At 56.0% G+C, this 15773-nt stretch carries 13 protein-coding genes and 1 pseudogene; 7 read left to right on the forward strand and 7 right to left on the reverse strand.

Features of this window, described 5'->3' with window-relative positions; genetic code table 11:
• The first annotated feature begins 107 nt into the window (after window positions 1–107).
• Together HZZ01_RS06605 and HZZ01_RS06610 are read left to right on the forward strand one after the other, a co-directional pair.
• Window positions 108–992: a DMT family transporter gene (locus HZZ01_RS06605; protein ID WP_179896003.1), complete on the forward strand. Its 885-nt coding sequence runs from the start codon at window positions 108–110 to the stop codon at window positions 990–992.
• Window positions 993–1038: 46 nt separating this feature from the next.
• Window positions 1039–2418: a CoA transferase gene (locus tag HZZ01_RS06610; RefSeq protein ID WP_179896004.1), complete on the forward strand. Its 1380-nt coding sequence runs from the start codon at window positions 1039–1041 to the stop codon at window positions 2416–2418.
• A gap of 1 nt (window position 2419) precedes the next feature.
• On the opposite strand, the gene HZZ01_RS06615 is transcribed toward HZZ01_RS06610, so the two are convergent.
• Together HZZ01_RS06615 and HZZ01_RS06620 are read right to left on the reverse strand one after the other, a co-directional pair.
• Entirely contained in the window at window positions 2420–2986 is a 567-nt protein-coding gene (locus HZZ01_RS06615; RefSeq protein ID WP_179896005.1) for a molecular chaperone, read from the reverse strand.
• 28 nt (window positions 2987–3014) lie between these two features.
• Window positions 3015–3206 (reverse strand): annotated as a pseudogene (locus HZZ01_RS06620) (phosphatase); the annotation flags it as partial.
• 417 nt (window positions 3207–3623) lie between these two features.
• Between HZZ01_RS06620 and HZZ01_RS06625 the strand changes: the two are divergent.
• Window positions 3624–4181 (forward strand): hypothetical protein, encoded by a 558-nt coding sequence (locus tag HZZ01_RS06625; RefSeq protein ID WP_179896006.1) that lies wholly within the window; start codon window positions 3624–3626, stop codon window positions 4179–4181.
• 219 nt (window positions 4182–4400) lie between these two features.
• Here HZZ01_RS06625 and HZZ01_RS06630 read toward each other — a convergent pair whose 3' ends face one another.
• Together HZZ01_RS06630 and ghrA are read right to left on the reverse strand one after the other, a co-directional pair.
• Window positions 4401–5138, reverse strand: a complete 738-nt coding sequence (locus HZZ01_RS06630) for a phosphatase (RefSeq protein WP_179896007.1) — start codon at window positions 5136–5138, stop codon at window positions 4401–4403.
• A 39-nt stretch (window positions 5139–5177) separates the two neighbouring features.
• Window positions 5178–6119: a glyoxylate/hydroxypyruvate reductase GhrA gene (ghrA, locus tag HZZ01_RS06635; protein WP_179896008.1), complete on the reverse strand. Its 942-nt coding sequence runs from the start codon at window positions 6117–6119 to the stop codon at window positions 5178–5180.
• 209 nt (window positions 6120–6328) lie between these two features.
• Between ghrA and treA the strand changes: the two genes are divergently transcribed.
• Both treA and HZZ01_RS06645 read left to right on the forward strand, forming a co-directional pair.
• Complete coding sequence (treA, locus tag HZZ01_RS06640) at window positions 6329–8014, forward strand: alpha,alpha-trehalase TreA (protein WP_179896009.1); 1686 nt, start codon at window positions 6329–6331, stop codon at window positions 8012–8014.
• Between the two features lie 191 nt (window positions 8015–8205).
• On the forward strand, window positions 8206–10305 hold the full coding sequence (locus tag HZZ01_RS06645) for a TonB-dependent siderophore receptor (protein ID WP_179896010.1): 2100 nt from the start codon (window positions 8206–8208) through the stop codon (window positions 10303–10305).
• 67 nt (window positions 10306–10372) lie between these two features.
• On the opposite strand, the gene HZZ01_RS06650 is transcribed toward HZZ01_RS06645, so the two are convergent.
• Entirely contained in the window at window positions 10373–10621 is a 249-nt protein-coding gene (locus tag HZZ01_RS06650) for a GlsB/YeaQ/YmgE family stress response membrane protein (protein ID WP_013357556.1), read from the reverse strand.
• A 210-nt stretch (window positions 10622–10831) separates the two neighbouring features.
• Here HZZ01_RS06650 and HZZ01_RS06655 point away from each other — a divergent pair, with 210 nt between their 5' ends.
• Window positions 10832–11566 carry a flagellar brake protein gene (locus HZZ01_RS06655; protein WP_179896011.1) on the forward strand — a complete coding sequence of 245 codons (735 nt, stop codon included), beginning with the start codon at window positions 10832–10834 and terminating at the stop codon, window positions 11564–11566.
• Window positions 11567–11662: 96 nt separating this feature from the next.
• On the forward strand, window positions 11663–12793 hold the full coding sequence (locus tag HZZ01_RS06660) for a mechanosensitive ion channel family protein (protein ID WP_179896012.1): 1131 nt from the start codon (window positions 11663–11665) through the stop codon (window positions 12791–12793).
• A gap of 51 nt (window positions 12794–12844) precedes the next feature.
• Here the strand turns inward: HZZ01_RS06660 and HZZ01_RS06665 are convergent, their stop codons facing one another.
• Complete coding sequence (locus tag HZZ01_RS06665; RefSeq protein WP_179896013.1) at window positions 12845–14263, reverse strand: L-fucose/L-arabinose isomerase family protein; 1419 nt, start codon at window positions 14261–14263, stop codon at window positions 12845–12847.
• A gap of 20 nt (window positions 14264–14283) precedes the next feature.
• On the reverse strand, window positions 14284–15771 hold the full coding sequence (locus HZZ01_RS06670) for an FGGY family carbohydrate kinase (protein ID WP_179896014.1): 1488 nt from the start codon (window positions 15769–15771) through the stop codon (window positions 14284–14286).
• Window positions 15772–15773 lie beyond the last annotated feature (2 nt).

Consider the following 15773-nt stretch of genomic DNA (forward strand, 5'->3'; position numbering starts at 1 on the left):
TCGGGCTGCGCCGTAATGGCAGAAAATTTGTCGCTGCGATTGGCTGGAATGCCGCAGTTCGTGCCATCATTAGCGGGCTAAGCAAAAATCATCGAAAGGATATTATCGTGGCTGTGCGGCATTTTTTTCTGATTCTGATGGTGGTTTCCATCTGGGCGTTCAACAACGTGGCGGTGAAATGGGGCCTGCTGGAGCTGCCGCCCCTGTTTCTGACGTTTATGCGTTTTGTGATCGTGGCTATCGTGCTGGTGCCGTTTTGCCGGATTAACCGTCAACAGCTGCCCTGGCTGCTACTGCTGGCGTTTACATTCGGCTTTATGCACTTCTCGCTGCTGTTTGTCGGCCTGCGCTACACCGATGCCGGCACCGGTGCCATTGTCGTGCAGCTGGGAACGCCGATTGCCATGCTGCTGGCGATGGTGGTGCTGAAAGAGAAGCTGAAGCTGGTGCAGCTGGTGGGCATTATGATCTCGCTGAGCGGCGTGGTGGTGCTTTCTGGCAGCCCGACGATTCCGTCATGGTGGGTGCTCTGCCTGCTGCTGTGCAGCGCCACCGGATGGGCCGTCAGTAACCTGATTGTGAAGAAGTCGCCGCCGATTAAGCCGCTGACCATGACCGGATGGATTGCGTTTCTGGCGATTCCGATCACAGGCGCGTCCAGCTTTGTGATGGAGTCGAACCAGCTCTATGCCCTGCAGCATGCGGGCTGGCACGGCTGGTTTGCGATTCTCTACAGCGCCATCGCCTCGTCGATTGTGGCTTATACACTGTGGTACATGCTGCTGAAGAAATATAACGTCAACCTGATCATGCCCTACTCGCTGCTGACGCCGGTTTTATCGGTGCTGATGGGGATTGTGGTGCTGGGTGACAGCCTCAACAGCTTCAAGATTATCGGGGCATCCCTGGTGATCCTCGGCACGGCTATCGCGGTGATCAACCTGCGTAACCTGCGGATGCATGCCCGTTTCCCGCGCCTGCGGCGGCGTTAATTCTGCGTGCTATGCTTGAGAAATGACCTTTTTCAGGGAGCACAACATGGACTCAAAGCTTGCCGCCTCTTTGTGGCAGCAGATGCAGCAGGGATTGCGGGGGCGCGATGACGCCTTGCCTCTTCCCACCTTCGTTGATCGTGCCACCTTTTCTTCTGCTTTTGCCGTCAGTGAACTGGCGGCCACCAGCCTCGGTCTGGCGACGCAGGCTGCCGCTGCACTCATTGCCACATCCCGACCTGAATGTCCCTCTCACCCCATCATCGTCAATGTGCGTCTGGCATCGCGCTGGTTTCAGCAAAGCTTTCACCCGCTGAACCGCGCGGCGCCCGCGATGTGGGATGCGTTTGCCGGTGACTATCGCAGTCGCGATGGCTGGATCCGTCTGCACACCAATGCTGCGCATCACCGGCTGGCGATGGAGCAGGTGCTGGGTGCGCACGCCGACCGCGCGGCGCTGGCGCAGCAGGTGCAGCAATGGCAGGCCAGCGAACTGGAGCAGGCGATTATTGATGCCGGTGGCTGCGCCGCAGAAATGCGCAGCACCGCCGCCTGGCAGCAGCATCCACAGGGTCAGGCCCTGCAGCGCGAACCCCTGTTCAGCTGGCAGACTACACAGCCCTTAGCTGCGCCAGACTGGCCGCTGGCCGAGGCGCGTCCGTTAATGGGTATAAAAGTGCTGGATCTGACGCGGATTATTGCCGGGCCGGTCGCCACACGATTTCTTGCCAGCCTGGGGGCCAGCGTGCTTCGCATTGATCCTCCCGGATGGCAGGAACCGACGCTGGATGAAGAGATGAGCTGCGGCAAGCGCCGTGCGGTGCTTGACCTGACCCGGACTGCCGATCGCGAGCAGTTTATCCACCTGCTGCGCGAAGCTGACGTGCTGGTGCACGGCTATCGGGCAGATGCGCTGGAACGGCTTGGGTTTGACGCAGAGACCCTTCAGGCACTCTCACCTGGCCTGGTCGATGCTGGTCTGAATGCCTGGGGCTGGCAGGGACCGTGGCGCAACCGTCGGGGATTCGACAGTCTGGTGCAGATGGGATGCGGGATTGCTGAGCGGGGCATGCAGTGGCAGCAGAGCGATAAGCCGGTTCCGCTGCCGGTCCAGGCGCTGGATCATGCCAGCGGCTATCTGCTGGCGGCGGCGGTACTCGAGGGATTGCGGCGACGCGTTACTGAGGGCCACGGTTGCCAGGTCCGGCTGTCGCTGGCACGTACCGCGTGGCTGTTGCAGCAGCACCTCACGGGCCAGCTCGCGGGTTCGGGCATTGTGCCGCAGGTTAAAGATAACCAGCCCTGCTACGAGTTAACGCCGTGGGGATTTGGGGTAAGGCTCAAGGCGGCGTCCTGGCTGCCCGGCACTCCGCAAATTTTTGCGACGCCAGGCTTTACGCCGGGTACACACCCGGCGACATGGTAAATCAGGCTTCGGGCGTTTCTTCGCTGCTGTCCAGCAGTTCGTTGTACATCGCCTGAATGGCTTCACGGCTCAGCATCGCCAGGGTGCGATAAAACGCGGTGGTCGCATGCGCTTCCACTTTGCCCAGGAACGTTCCGCACCACGGTAGCAGGTACTCTTCAAACAGCGCCATCTGCGCTGCGCTCTCATCTTCCGCAGACTGATCTTCCAGCCATGATGCGGCCAGCAGCAGCACACCAAAATGGTCAGCAGGCGCATCGCTCAGCGGCATGCCACGCGACGTTAAGAAGGCACGCACTTCAGCTTCAGTTTTTCCTTCCGGCCACTGTGAAGCGTAAGGCGGCACATTACAATCGCTGCCAACAAACAGCGCGTTGTAATCGGCGGCCAGCGCCTGCGGGTCGCTGTTCTGCTGCAGACGCGTCAGCAGTTCATCCTGTTCCAGCGGCCACTGCGATTGCAGTTTACCTTCACGCAGCAGCGTGAAAAGCGGCACCAGCAGCGGGTCCTGCGGCTGACGATTAAACAGTGAGCCGATTACGCGGCACAGAATGGAAAACTCATTCATGAGTCAGATTTCCTTGAGGCAAAATAAATTAAAAGTCAGCCAGTTCAGCAATATGTTTGCCGCTACGCATTTCCAGAAAGTCGAGCAGGCGACGCGGCGTGACATTTAACACCCGATCCTCGGGAAAATCCACCTCGCGGGCAATCCGCAGGCAGTGATCGAAATGGCCGAGCGTAAATGCCGTGTGGGAATCGGAACCAAACGCCAGTCGTCCTCCTGCCTAAGTCGTTTACTGCAGCCGCGATTATTAGGATATCAACCGGAAATTTGCGTTGTTAAGAAACCCTAATTTTTCCGTACGTTAGGTGTTGGGATCGGCATATTAATTTGACATCGATTGAGGCATAATTCTTCTTATACACCACTTTTGATGAGATTAACGCTACAATGCTGTGTCCTTCTAATAGATCAAGATTTATCATAATGGCTATCTTTTATTCATTATCGAAAATAATATGAAAATATTAAAACGACAAACCGTATACTTAATGCGTAATATTAATTGGGGCATTACTTTGCCATCATTTAAATCCTTCTGCCTCTCACTCATTAAGTATGTGAAGTCATTTTTCTATTAAAGTATTCTGATTTCCTTCCGATAATAAACACTAAACACACATTAGTTATGGAAAGGACTATGACTCTCAATTCAGATTTTAATACAGTAAAAGAAATCATGGAAGGATTTTTACTGGATGACAGCATTCGTAAAAAACTTTTATCCATATGTCGAACTAAAAGAAATGATTGGGAAAAATGGTTTCAGTTAGAGTTAGAATTTTACATTTCATCGTTAAAAAATTTTACAGTCGATCGTGAAGTGAAAGCTATCCCTGATAATAGGAAAATGAAAGAACGATTGAATATGTTTGTCGACTTTGCTATACGAAAGAAGCACACAAAGAAAAATTCTTTTATTTTCATAGAGATTAAATGCTCCACCAACCCACAGGCATTGATTAATGGGTTCAACAAAGACATCAAAAAAATAAACTCCATTAAAAGCTGCAATTATGACACCAGATCGTTCTGGTGTGTTGGCTTTCATAAAAACTGTACGCAAAAAAGCATTGAAAAAATGGTTGAGTACGCCGAAAGTTGGAAGGGTCATCATGAAGTAATAAGACTTTGCGATTGCTTAGAGGGACTAGATTGTCAATGTAAAGACAATAAAATTGGCTTTGCCATATTATAGCTTGTAATAAAAAACCTCTTAAACAGTTACATTGCCTTCAGATTTACTATAAAAGCTAAAGTAATACTTTATTGTACATTATCTTTACTAATAGAACACCACCACTTTTTCCCCACAAGTTCTAAAATAGCTTAAACTTGCAGAGTTCTTGATCTGAACTCTGCAACTCCTCTCTAATTCTTTCAGCAATATCGTCGTTAAAGAACGTTTATTTTTTTGTCAGAACGTAGCCAGTTCAGCAATATGTTTGCCGCTACGCATTTCCAGAAAGTCGAGCAGGCGACGCGGCGTGACATTTAACACCCGATCCTCGGGAAAATCTACCTCGCGGGCAATCCGCAGGCAGTGATCGAAGTGGCCGAGCGTAAATGCCGTGTGGGAATCGGAGCCAAACGCCAGTCGTCCTCCGGCATCACGCACAGCGGCGGCGATAGCCCGGCAGTTCGGTTCACTGCCCGGACGCGAGTGCGTAAAGGAGGAGTTATTCAGTTCCAGCGCCACGTTGTAGTGCGCGGCGGCCTCGGCAATCGCCGGGATATCGACCGGGAATTTCGGGTTGCCCGGATGGCTGATGATATGAACCAGCCCACCTGCCATGGCGGCGATCATCGCGTCAGTGTGATGTTTTCTGTCGCGCGGCGCATAAACCGGCTCGTGAAAACCGGCGACGATCAAATCCAGCGCATCGAGCATCGGGCCGGAACAGTCGATCTCGCCCTGCTGGTTTTTGATATTGGCTTCTATGCCGCGCAGAATCCCTACGCCGTCAATGACACGCGGCCAGACGCGCATATTAATAAAGTGCCAGTAGTGCGGCGCATCGGCCATGTCGGGGCCGTGATCGGTAATGGCGAACAGTTTCAGGCCGGTTTGCTTCGCCTGAGTCACGTAATCGTGCAACGTGCTGTAAGCATGCGTGCTGGCGATGGTGTGCATATGCAGATCTACCGGATACATCCTCTTCTCCTGCTGAGTGCCCCTGACAGGGCCGGTTCATTAATAGCCGCGCTGACGATCCACCCTGCCCTGCGGCGGCTCGCCTGCCTGATCCTGATTGATGGCGCGGGCGATGTAGTCGATAGCTTCGTCGATCAACGTTACCGCCGCATTATGGGGGGTGATCGTGACACGCGGATGTGACCAGAGTGGATGCGCCTCCGGCAGCGGTTCAACCTGAAAGACATCCAGCGCCGCCGCTTTCAGCTGACCGCTATTAAGCGCGGCCAGCAGATCGTCTTCCACCACCTGCGCGCCACGCGCGATGTTGAGGAAGAACGCGCCATGCGGCAACTGCTGTAAAAAGTCGTGATCGATAAGATTTATGGTCTCGGGTGTGCTCGGCAACAGGTTGATCACCACGCGCGTCTCCTGCAGAAAGGCAGGCAAGGCATCGCGACCGGCAAAGCTGGTCACGCCATCGATCGCTTTCGGTGAGCGGCTCCAGACGCGTAACGGGAATCCCCAGGGTTTCAGGCTCTCCGCTACGCTCTGTCCCAGCACGCCCGCGCCCAGAATGCCGATGGTGAAGTTTTCGCGCGTGTAACCCGGCAGTGGCTGCCAGCACTGCTGCTGCTGCTGGAGACGGTAGTCGTCAAAACGACGGAACCAGCTCAGCACGCTATGCACCGCATACTCCTGCATCTGCCGTGCCATCCCGGTATCTTCCAGCCGGTAAAGCGGCACGGTGTCTGGCAGCATCTCCGGATGCTGCTGCAGCTGTTTCAGAATCTCGTCAACGCCTGCGCCCAGCGCAAAGACGCCGCGCAGTGTGGCGCGTCCCTGCAGCATCTCTGTGGGCGGTGAGCGGACCAGCGCGTAATCAGCCGGCCCCTTATCGCCTGGCTGCCAGGCCCGAACCCGCGCCTGGGGCAGACGCTGTTGTAAACCGTTAATCCAGGCCGCTGCAGACTGCGACGGGTGATACCAGATGATCTCCATCCTGCTCTCCTTTTTTCTTTCAGCGTCGGGGAAAAGCGGGGTGAGAGCAAGAAAAAACCGGCGTGATAATGCGGTTTTTTCCCTAGAAATAATTCCCGTGGCTTCACATTTCCGGCTCGCTTCAGGGTGAAGTGGTCAGATAAGGTCTAAAGTTGGACCTGTGGTCAATGCGTTACGCGCGGCCGCATTTCGGACAAGGAGAAAAACCGATGACAAAAATTGAGGTAAGCGCCGACTCACGGCGTCAGCGTTATGCGCCCTTTCTGCTCACGTTGCTGCTGAGCGTTCCCGCTTTCACCACCCATGCCGACGACAACAGCCGCATGCTGAATAATCAGCCGCAGCCGCCGGATGTGCGTTTAGGGCCGCTATTTAACGCCGTGCAACAGGCGAAGTTCTATCCCGATCAAAAGACCTTTGCGGATGCGGTGCCGAAATTCGATCCCGCGTCGATTCTTGCCGACTGGCAGATGCAGAAGAAACAGCGCAACTTCGATCTTAAGCATTTTGTTGATACCAACTTCACCCTGCCCACTGCCGGTGATAAATATGTGCCGCCTGCCGGACAAAACCTGCGTGAACACATTGATGGCCTGTGGCCGGTACTGACGCGCACCACCAGCAGCGCCGGTCAGTATGATTCCCTGCTGCCGTTGCCTAAGCCCTACGTGGTGCCGGGCGGGCGTTTCCGCGAAGTCTATTACTGGGACAGCTACTTCACCATGCTGGGGCTGGCCGAGAGCGGACACTGGGACAAAGTGCAGGATATGACGGATAACTTCGCCTCACTCCTCGACCGTTATGGCCACATCCCCAACGGCAACCGCAGCTACTACCTGAGTCGTTCACAGCCACCGTTCTTCAGCCTGATGGTTGATCTGCTGGCGACACACGATGACGGCAAAGCCTATGTTCGCTACCTGCCGCAGCTGCAGAAAGAGTATGACTACTGGATGGCGGATAGCGATAAAGTGGTGTCAGGCGCGGCCAGTAAGCGGGTCATAAAGCTGACGGATGGCACCCTGCTCAACCGCTACTGGGATGCGCGCGACGTGCCACGCACCGAATCCTGGATGGATGACATAGCTACCGCGCAGAAAGCGCCGCAGCGCAATAAAGCGGAACTCTATCGCGAGCTGCGTTCCGGTGCAGCATCAGGCTGGGATTTCAGTTCGCGCTGGTTTACCGATGCGCATAACCTGTCGACAATTCGCACCACACAGCTGGCCCCGGTTGACCTTAACAGCCTGATGTTCCATCTGGAGCAGACACTGTCAAAAGGCTACCAGATGAACAAGCAGAGCGATCTGGCGAAGCAGTTTGCCGATCGCGCGGAGAAGCGCCAGGCCGCAATCAACCGCTATCTGTGGGACAGCAAACAGAACTGGTATGCCGATTATGACTGGCAGAAAAAACAGGTCCATCCGCAGCTGACGGCTGCGGCCCTGTTCCCGCTCTATCTGCAGGTCGCCAGTGACAAACAGGCTGAAAGCACCGCCAGCGCAGTGGAAAAACAGCTGCTGAAACCCGGCGGTCTGGTGACCACTACCGTGAACAACGGTCAGCAGTGGGACGCGCCGAATGGCTGGGCACCGCTGCAGTGGGTTGCCGTGGAGGGTCTGGAGCACTACAACCAGCCGAAACTGGCGAAAGAGGTCGGCTTACGCTTCCTGCAAAACGTCCAGAACACCTATGACCGTGAGCATAAGCTGGTTGAGAAATATGTCGTTGACGGCAAAAATCTCGGCGGCGGTGGCGGCGGTGAGTATCCGCTACAGGATGGCTTTGGCTGGACCAACGGCGTCACGCTGAAACTGCTGGATAAGTACTGCCCGAAAGATAAAACCTGTAACAGCGCCCACGATATTCCTCAGGCGTCTGCCTCGCAAAACTGATCCACTCTGGATACCTCTGGCCCCGCCGGAGGTATCCGCACCGCATTTCAGCGAATTTTACTTGACCTTCTTACATCAACAGGCAAAATTGCAGCCAATTTACAAAGGGTAATAGTTCTCATTATGATAATGAGATTGCCTATCAATAATTTTATTCACCTGCCTGAACCTTTGCCAAGAAAGGAATTTTGATGAAACTGTCATTGTCGCTGAAAGGTCATATTCGCCTCTGCATCCTGGCGCTGACCGCGCCTGCTTTGAGTTATGCTGCCGATATGGTGGTCACTGCCCAGCCGCAGGAAGATTCGACCTCGCCGACCCAGGGCTATCTGGCGACCACCAGCCAGGGCGCAACCAAAAGCGATCGTCCGCTGATTACCACACCGCAATCGATATCCGTGGTCACCCGCCAGCAGATGCAGGATCAGGGTGCACTGACCCTGAACCAGGCGCTGGGCTACAGCTCCGGTGTCTTCACCAACTTCGGCGGTGCGGCGACCCGTTATGACACTATTGCTCTGCGTGGCTTCCACGGCGGCGATGTCGATAACACCTTCCTCGACGGTATGCGGCTGATGAGCGATGGCGGCAGTTTCAACGCATTGCAGGTAGATAACGCCTTCCTTGAGCGCATCGACGTCATCAAAGGCCCCTCTTCTGCGCTTTATGGCCAGACGGTGCCGGGTGGGCTGGTGAACATGGTGACCAAGCGTCCTCAGTTCGCGGAAGAGGGTCACATCCAGCTGCAGGCAGGCAGCAACGCCACCACCGGCACGATGTTTGACTATACCAATGCGATCAACGATCAGTGGGCGTTTCGCCTGACCGGCGTAACCCGCAACAGCGATACCCAGTACGATCACACCCGCGAAGAGAAATATGCGCTGATGCCGCAGCTGATGTGGCAGCCGGATGAAGATACTCATCTGATCCTGAAAGCCTATCTGCAGAAAGATCCCTCAGGCGGCTATCACGGTTCTGTACCGGGAGACGGCAGCCTCACCGAACACAACGGCTACAAGCTGAGCAACGGCTTTTATGAGGGCAACAGCGATCTCGATCAGTTCAAGCGGCACGAACAGATCTACAGCTTCGATTTCGCCCATCGTTTTAACGACGTCTGGTCGTTCTCCTCGACCGGCAGCTACAGCCACTCAAATGTCGATCTCGATCAGGTCTATCAGATTGGCTGGGATGAAAATAATCCCGATCTGCTGAACCGCTACTACTCTGGCGAACGCTCGTCGCTCTCTGCATGGTCCACCGATAACCGTTTAACGGCAGAGTTCAACACGGGCGAACTGGAGCACCGCGTGACGCTGGGTGCCGAGTATCATCGTTACAAAAATGAGATTAGTGAGGCCAGCGGTTCAGCTAACCAGCTTAATGCCGTGACCGGCGAGCAGGTGGGTGAGATGCCTGACCACGCCTGGGCAGATAGTACCCGCCGCTACTACCAGACCGGCCTCTATCTGCAGGATGAGATGAAGCTGGATCGCTGGCATCTTGATCTCTCCGGCCGTTATGACCGCATCGTCGCCAATAACAGCGGCAGCGATCGTCGTCAGGATGATCACATCAGTGGTCGTGCAGCCCTGCTCTATGCCTTCGACAACGGTATCTCGCCTTATGTGAGCTGGAGCCAGGCGATTACCCCGGCCGCGCTTACCGATTCCAACAATAACCTGCTGAAGCCGACCACCGCCGAGCAGTATGAAGCCGGCGTGAAATATCAGCCGATCGGCACCCGCGATCTCTACAGCGTGGCGGTCTATGACCTGACGCAGAAAGATGTGGCGAACCGGGAAGCACCGACGCCGTACTTTACGCCATCGGGCAAAGTTCATTCACAGGGTATCGAGCTTGAAGCGCGTAATCAGTTAACCCCGCGTCTTAGCACCGTGGCGAGCTATACGCTGAATCATCTGCGCTTTAAAGATTCGGTGGATGGCAACAGCGGTCATACGCCGTACGTTACCCCTAACAGCATGGCGGCACTCTGGGGTCACTATCAGTTTGATTACGGTCTGAGTGCGGGCGCGGGCGTGCGTTACATCGGCAAACAGTGGGCGGACAATGAAAACACCACGCGCGTGCCGTCGGTGACGCTGTTCGATGCCTCAGTGCGGGCCGATCTCGGCGTCTGGAACAGCAGCCTGAAAGGCGCATGGGTGCAGGTCAACGCCAATAACCTGACCGACCGTACCTATGTGGCGGGCTGCTACGGCACGGGCTATTGCTACTGGGGCGCAGAGCGCAGCGTGATGGCGACAGTCGGTTACGACTTCTGATGGCAGAGTAAACGATAAAAAAAGGGGACGAATCGCTTCGTCCCCTTTTCTGTTGAAACTGTTACGGTTAACTGCGTACTTTGCGGTAAACGAACAGCACCACGATGGCACCGATCACTGCGACCACAAAACTGCCGAAGTTAAAGCCATCGACGCGGCCGAAGCCAAACAGCGTACTGATCCAGCCACCCACTACGGCACCGATAATACCCAGCACGATAGTCAGAATGAAACCGCCACCGTCTTTACCCGGCATAATCCACTTCGCCAGAATACCTGCGATTAAGCCAAAGACGATCCAGGAAATAATACCCATCTGTTGCTCCTTCCTTTTTATGATTAAATCGTGAACGCCTGATTTATCAAGCGGTTTACCGCGATAAGTATAGTCATCTTTTTGAAAATTGCTTGCCTGCTCACGGTTATTATTTATGAGCCGCAGATTAAAGCTTTTTTTAGCCGCGCCGATAACCGAAACGAGACAAAAAAACAGCATAAACAAAGTAACCCCCTTGTGGAGCAGGACGTGAAAGAAGCCGACCAGGAACAATATCTAAAACGTGGCACGCTGGCGGTTCTGGGCGTTATGAAAGATCTGCTGCGGCATCAGACGCCGTTGCTGGTACGGTTTCCACGTGGGCAGTTCATCAGCAGGATGCTGACGGCCGATAAAGATCGTCTGGTGTTTGATCTTGGCAGTAATAACCTGGATAACGACTATGCCCTGACCAGCGACGATCTCAGCATCACCGCTGAAACTTTCGGTGCAAAGGTGGAATTCAGCCTGACCTCACTGGAACGCATAGATTTTGAAGGCTTACCCGCTTTCAGCGCGCCGCTGCCGGACCTGCTGTGGCAGATTCAGCGTCGGGAGTTTTTCCGGGTCTGCGCCCCGCTGGAGCCGCAGTTCTGGTGTCACACCGCGTGGCCGGATGGCCGTAAAACGCGCCTGCGGTTACAGGATCTCTCCCTGGGCGGTCTTGGCGTGCTGGTGGATGAACCGTTACCCGAAGGATTGCAGAACGGTGACAGCTTCAACTCGTTCCGGGTCGAGCTGGGCGAATATGGCATTTTTGAAGTGCCGGTGAAGCTACTGAATATTGGCGAGCGCTGTGTCGTGACCCGCAAAAATGAAACCCTGATCACACCCCGCCTGAGCTTCCGGTTTGCCACGCTGAACCCGGCGCAGGAGCGGCAGCTTCAGCAGATTATTTTTGCCCTGGAGCGGCTGGCACGCGATAAATCGACCCGTTTTCAGTAACGGCTTTACGGATGCGCCACACACATGGGTTGCATCCAGGCTATGCTTCTTGCTTGTTTTCTTTTAAACCGGAACCCAGCAAGGAGACCCTCCCCAATGGAAAACTGGCTCTCTTCACGTCGTTTTCAATCCCTCTTTTTTAATCAGGAACTCTGGCTTAACAGCGCTATCGTAGTGGTTTCCACCCTGGTCATTTACTGGGTATTACGTACTCTGATTCGCTTTATCTCCAACCGGATTGCCCTTTATAGCGAGCATCGCCATGTCCGCGCCACCGCGATTCTGGTGGAGATACTGCGCAGTACCAGCCAGACCCTGTTGCTGATCTTTTCGCTGCTGATTGCCCTGAAGTTTGTCGATCTGCCCGCGTCCTGGAGCGTAACCATCGCGCACGGCTGGTTCCTGGCGCTGATTGTGCAGCTGGCGCTGTGGATCGACTGCGGCATCCGGCTATGGCTGAAAAGTCTGCTGCGCGACCCGCTGCATGTGCGTAATCCGGTCACCACAGTGATCCTCGGGATTCTGCTGCGGGTGGTGGTCTGGATCATGATGTTCCTGGCCATTCTGTCGAACATGGGCATCAACATTACCGCACTGGTCGCCAGCCTGGGCGTCGGCGGTATCGCGATAGCGCTGGCGATTCAGACCGTGCTGAGCGATGTGTTTGCGTCGCTGGCGATAGGCTTTGATAAGCCGTTTGAACATGGCGATTTTATTGTCTTTGGTGACATTGCCGGTTCCATCGAACATATCGGTCTGAAAACGACCCGACTGCGCAGCCTGAGTGGCGAGCAGATTGTCTGCTCAAATACCATTCTGTTGCAGCAGACGATCCACAACTACAAGCGCATGCAGCAGCGCCGCATCGTGTTTAAGTTTGGTATCAGCTACGCCACACCCTCTGAGCAGGTCCGGGAGATTAGCCCGCTGGTGAAAGAGATTATTCAGGGCGTTGAAACCACCCGTTTTGACCGCGCCCATTTCCTGGCCTTTGAGGACTCAAAACTGACCTTCGAAGTGGTCTATTTTGTGCTGGACGCGGATTACAATAAGTACATGGATATTCAGCAGGAGATTAACCTGCAGCTGATGGCGGCACTGGAAGAGCGGAATATCCGCTTTGCCTTCCCGATTCGTCAGGTTGAGTTCAGCGGCGGTAATCTGCCACCCGTCGATCTGGTAGCAGTGCCGAATGAAGATGACGAGGTGCGCAGAATGGCGCGCTAAGTTTCTGCCCGCCCTCCTGTTCACGGGAGGGCGGGCATTCAGTCTTACCGCCTACTGATGCTGATAGCAGCTCACGCCGAGATACTCACTGAACGCCTCCTGCAACACACCCGCCGTGGCAGAGTGGTTCATCGCTACATGATGCTCGAAGCCATTCCGGCAGATCCACGCCAGCAGCGTTTCCAGTTGTGGTACCTGAATCACCGCACGACAGCCCACCGTATCCAGCGGATCCGTAACCGACATCCCCTCACCCACATAGGCTTTGATTTCGCCGCTAAAGTCGTCCGTTGAGAGGCGAAAATAGGTCAGATCGCCCTGCTTCATCCGGCCATGCACCGCGCCGCAGGTGTTCTCTTTGCCTACGGTCGTGCCGATGATATCCGCTGTGCCCATTGTCGGTGACTCCAGACTGGCGCTGGCAAAATTCCCGCAGTGAAACAGCACGCATTTATCCCGTTCGTCGCCAAAGTTGTTGTTCCAGTCCGCCAGCGAGGCGGGACTCAGCGAACAGCTGGCGAGCGCATACATCGACAGCGCGCCCATCACGTCCACTTCGCAGGCGCTGGGCATCAGCTGGCCCGACATCACGCTCATAATTGAGCAGACGTTAATCCCCAGATTCTCCTGCAGCGAGGTCCAGCACTGAATGGCCGTGGTATCAATATCGTTGTCGCTGATCCACTCGCTGATGACGACAAACAGCTTGGCCATGGTCACCAGTTTGTCGCCTGGAATGCCGCGGGCATCGGCGTTGGCTTCCAGAATCTCACGCTTTTCTGCTACGCGGATATCGTCATCGCGCAGCCGGTTGGTGCGGGTAAAGATCTCAGACAAGTCGAGGGTTTCCACCGCGATGCCCATCTTCTCCAGCAGCTTTTCGCTGTAGCGCACGGTGTTGAATCCGGCGGGCCGCGCACCAATCGCGCCGACGCGCACCCGCCGCATCGCATTCACCACCCGACAGAGCTGGCTGAACCGCTGCAGATCCTGCATAAAGACCTCGCCGCTCAGGGCGCAGACGTGCTGGCGGGTCAGTGTAAACGGGATGCCATATTGCCGGAGGTTGTTACAGAGTGAGATTTTGCCGCAGAAGCTATCACGCCGGGTTGCCAGCCCCATTTTATCGAGGTTGTCCTCTTCCGCCTGCACCAGCACCGGGACATTCAGCCCGGCCAGACGCAGCGCTTCCGCAATCGCCTTTTCATCGCCAAAGTTAGGCAACAGCACCACAATGCCGTGGATCTTCTCGCGATGCTGACGAAACAGCGCGGCGCAGGTCTTGGCTTCCTGCCGCGTTTCGACGCCACCCAGATGGGTCTGGGTTTCATCGAGCATCACCGTATTGATGTTCATCTTTTCAAACAGCGCGACCGCCTGCTGGCGCGCCTCGCCCACCAGATAGCTGGGGAAAAAACCCCGGTTGCCAATAATGACACCGAAGGTTAACTGCTGAGGAAGTGTTGTCATGGCTCTGCTCCGGATAGGGATTAATGTGGCTGATAACGACAGCGTGTAACGGCGTCGACCCAGCCTTTATAGTTTTCCTGCAAACGCTGCGCGTTCTCTTCACGCGGCATGATGACGCTGCCGCCCTGCAGCGCCTGCATATCACTGCCCTGCTGCCACCATCCCAGCACTTTGCCTGCCAGCAGTGCCGCACCCAGCGCGGAAACCTCGGCGGTAGGCACCCGCTGCAGCGGCCGCTGTAACACATCCGCCTGTAACTGCATCAGCCAGCTATTTTCGGTGGCGCTGCCATCCACACAGAGCGCCGGAAGCTGCTGACCACTGGCCTGCTCCATGGCAAAAAAGACGTCGGCGATTTGCCAGACGATTGACTCCAGCGCCACCCGCGCCAGCACGTCGGGCGTGGCGGCATCCGTCAGTCCGCATACCATGCCGCGCGCCTGCAGATCCCACCAGGGTGCGCCCAGGCCAGAGAGCGCCGGAACAAAATAGATGCCCTGATTGTCATCACAACGCTGTGCCATCGCGGTCAGCTCGCGCGGATCCTGCACGCCAAGCAGTTTGCCCAGCCACGCGGCGCCGGACCCGGTGTGGGTGATGTTGCCTTCAAACGCATAGCGCAGCGTGCCGTCGTGCCACGCTACCGTGGTGCTGAGGCCATTTTCCGTCAGCAGCGGCGTCGCCATGGACATCATCAGGGAAGATCCGGTGCCATAGGTGGCTTTCACCACTTCAGATTCGCCGCGCCGCTGCGCCTGCAAGGCGGCATGGGAATCGCCGATGCGCGCCAGAATCGGCGTGCCTGGCGCTAAGCCGGGAATGTCACTCACCGCGACCACGCCCTGTTCACTGGCTGAGGAGGTGATGCGCGGCAGTGCGGCGCGGGGCAGCTGAAACAGCGCCAGCAGCTCGTCATCCCAGTCGTTGAGGTGCAGGCTGTAAAGCTGCGTGCGGGAGGCGTTGGCATGATCGGTAATAAAGACGTCGCCCGCGCTGAGCTGCCAGCTAATCCAGCTGTCGACCGTTCCGATACACAGCTCCCCGGCCGCCGCCCGCGCCGCGCCGTCCGGAATGGCGGCCAGCATGCCGGTCAGCTTCGCCGCCGGAAACATCGGGTCAACGGCCAGGCCAGTCAAACCGGTGATGCGGGGCGCTTTACCCGCCTGCCGCAGATCGCGACAGAATGACTCAGAGCGCCTATCCTGCCAGCTCACCAGCGGCGTCAGCGGCTGACCATCACGCCGCTGCCAGATCAGCACCGACTCGCGCTGGTTACTAATGGCTACCGCCGCCACAGGTGCCCCGCCGCACTCCGCCAGGCAGTGGGTGATCGCCTGTTTTACTGCCTGCCAGATCGCCATAGGGTCCTGCTCGGCCAGTCCGGGCTGCGGATGTTGAAGGGTTAAACTCTGGCTGCCGCGCGCCACCACACAGCCGTCGCGATCAACCGCAATCGCTTTAGCGTTGGTGGTGCCTTCGTCGATAGCCAGAATCAGAGGTCCCACCATTT

The sequence above is a fragment of the Pantoea sp. WMus005 genome (assembly GCF_013415305.1).
GTDB classification, from domain to species: Bacteria; Pseudomonadota; Gammaproteobacteria; order Enterobacterales; family Enterobacteriaceae; genus Pantoea; species Pantoea rara.

Coding starts and splice junctions, on each gene's coding strand:
- HZZ01_RS06630 (WP_179896007.1), bottom strand. CDS start 5,138: ATGTATCCGGTAGATCTGCATATGCACACCATCGCCAGCACGCATGCT.
- ghrA (WP_179896008.1), bottom strand. CDS start 6,119: ATGGAGATCATCTGGTATCACCCGTCGCAGTCTGCAGCGGCCTGGATT.
- HZZ01_RS06625 (WP_179896006.1), top strand. CDS start 3,624: ATGACTCTCAATTCAGATTTTAATACAGTAAAAGAAATCATGGAAGGA.
- treA (WP_179896009.1), top strand. CDS start 6,329: ATGACAAAAATTGAGGTAAGCGCCGACTCACGGCGTCAGCGTTATGCG.
- HZZ01_RS06610 (WP_179896004.1), top strand. CDS start 1,039: ATGGACTCAAAGCTTGCCGCCTCTTTGTGGCAGCAGATGCAGCAGGGA.
- HZZ01_RS06615 (WP_179896005.1), bottom strand. CDS start 2,986: ATGAATGAGTTTTCCATTCTGTGCCGCGTAATCGGCTCACTGTTTAAT.
- HZZ01_RS06650 (WP_013357556.1), bottom strand. CDS start 10,621: ATGGGTATTATTTCCTGGATCGTCTTTGGCTTAATCGCAGGTATTCTG.
- HZZ01_RS06665 (WP_179896013.1), bottom strand. CDS start 14,263: ATGACAACACTTCCTCAGCAGTTAACCTTCGGTGTCATTATTGGCAAC.
- HZZ01_RS06670 (WP_179896014.1), bottom strand. CDS start 15,771: ATGGTGGGACCTCTGATTCTGGCTATCGACGAAGGCACCACCAACGCT.
- HZZ01_RS06645 (WP_179896010.1), top strand. CDS start 8,206: ATGAAACTGTCATTGTCGCTGAAAGGTCATATTCGCCTCTGCATCCTG.
- HZZ01_RS06660 (WP_179896012.1), top strand. CDS start 11,663: ATGGAAAACTGGCTCTCTTCACGTCGTTTTCAATCCCTCTTTTTTAAT.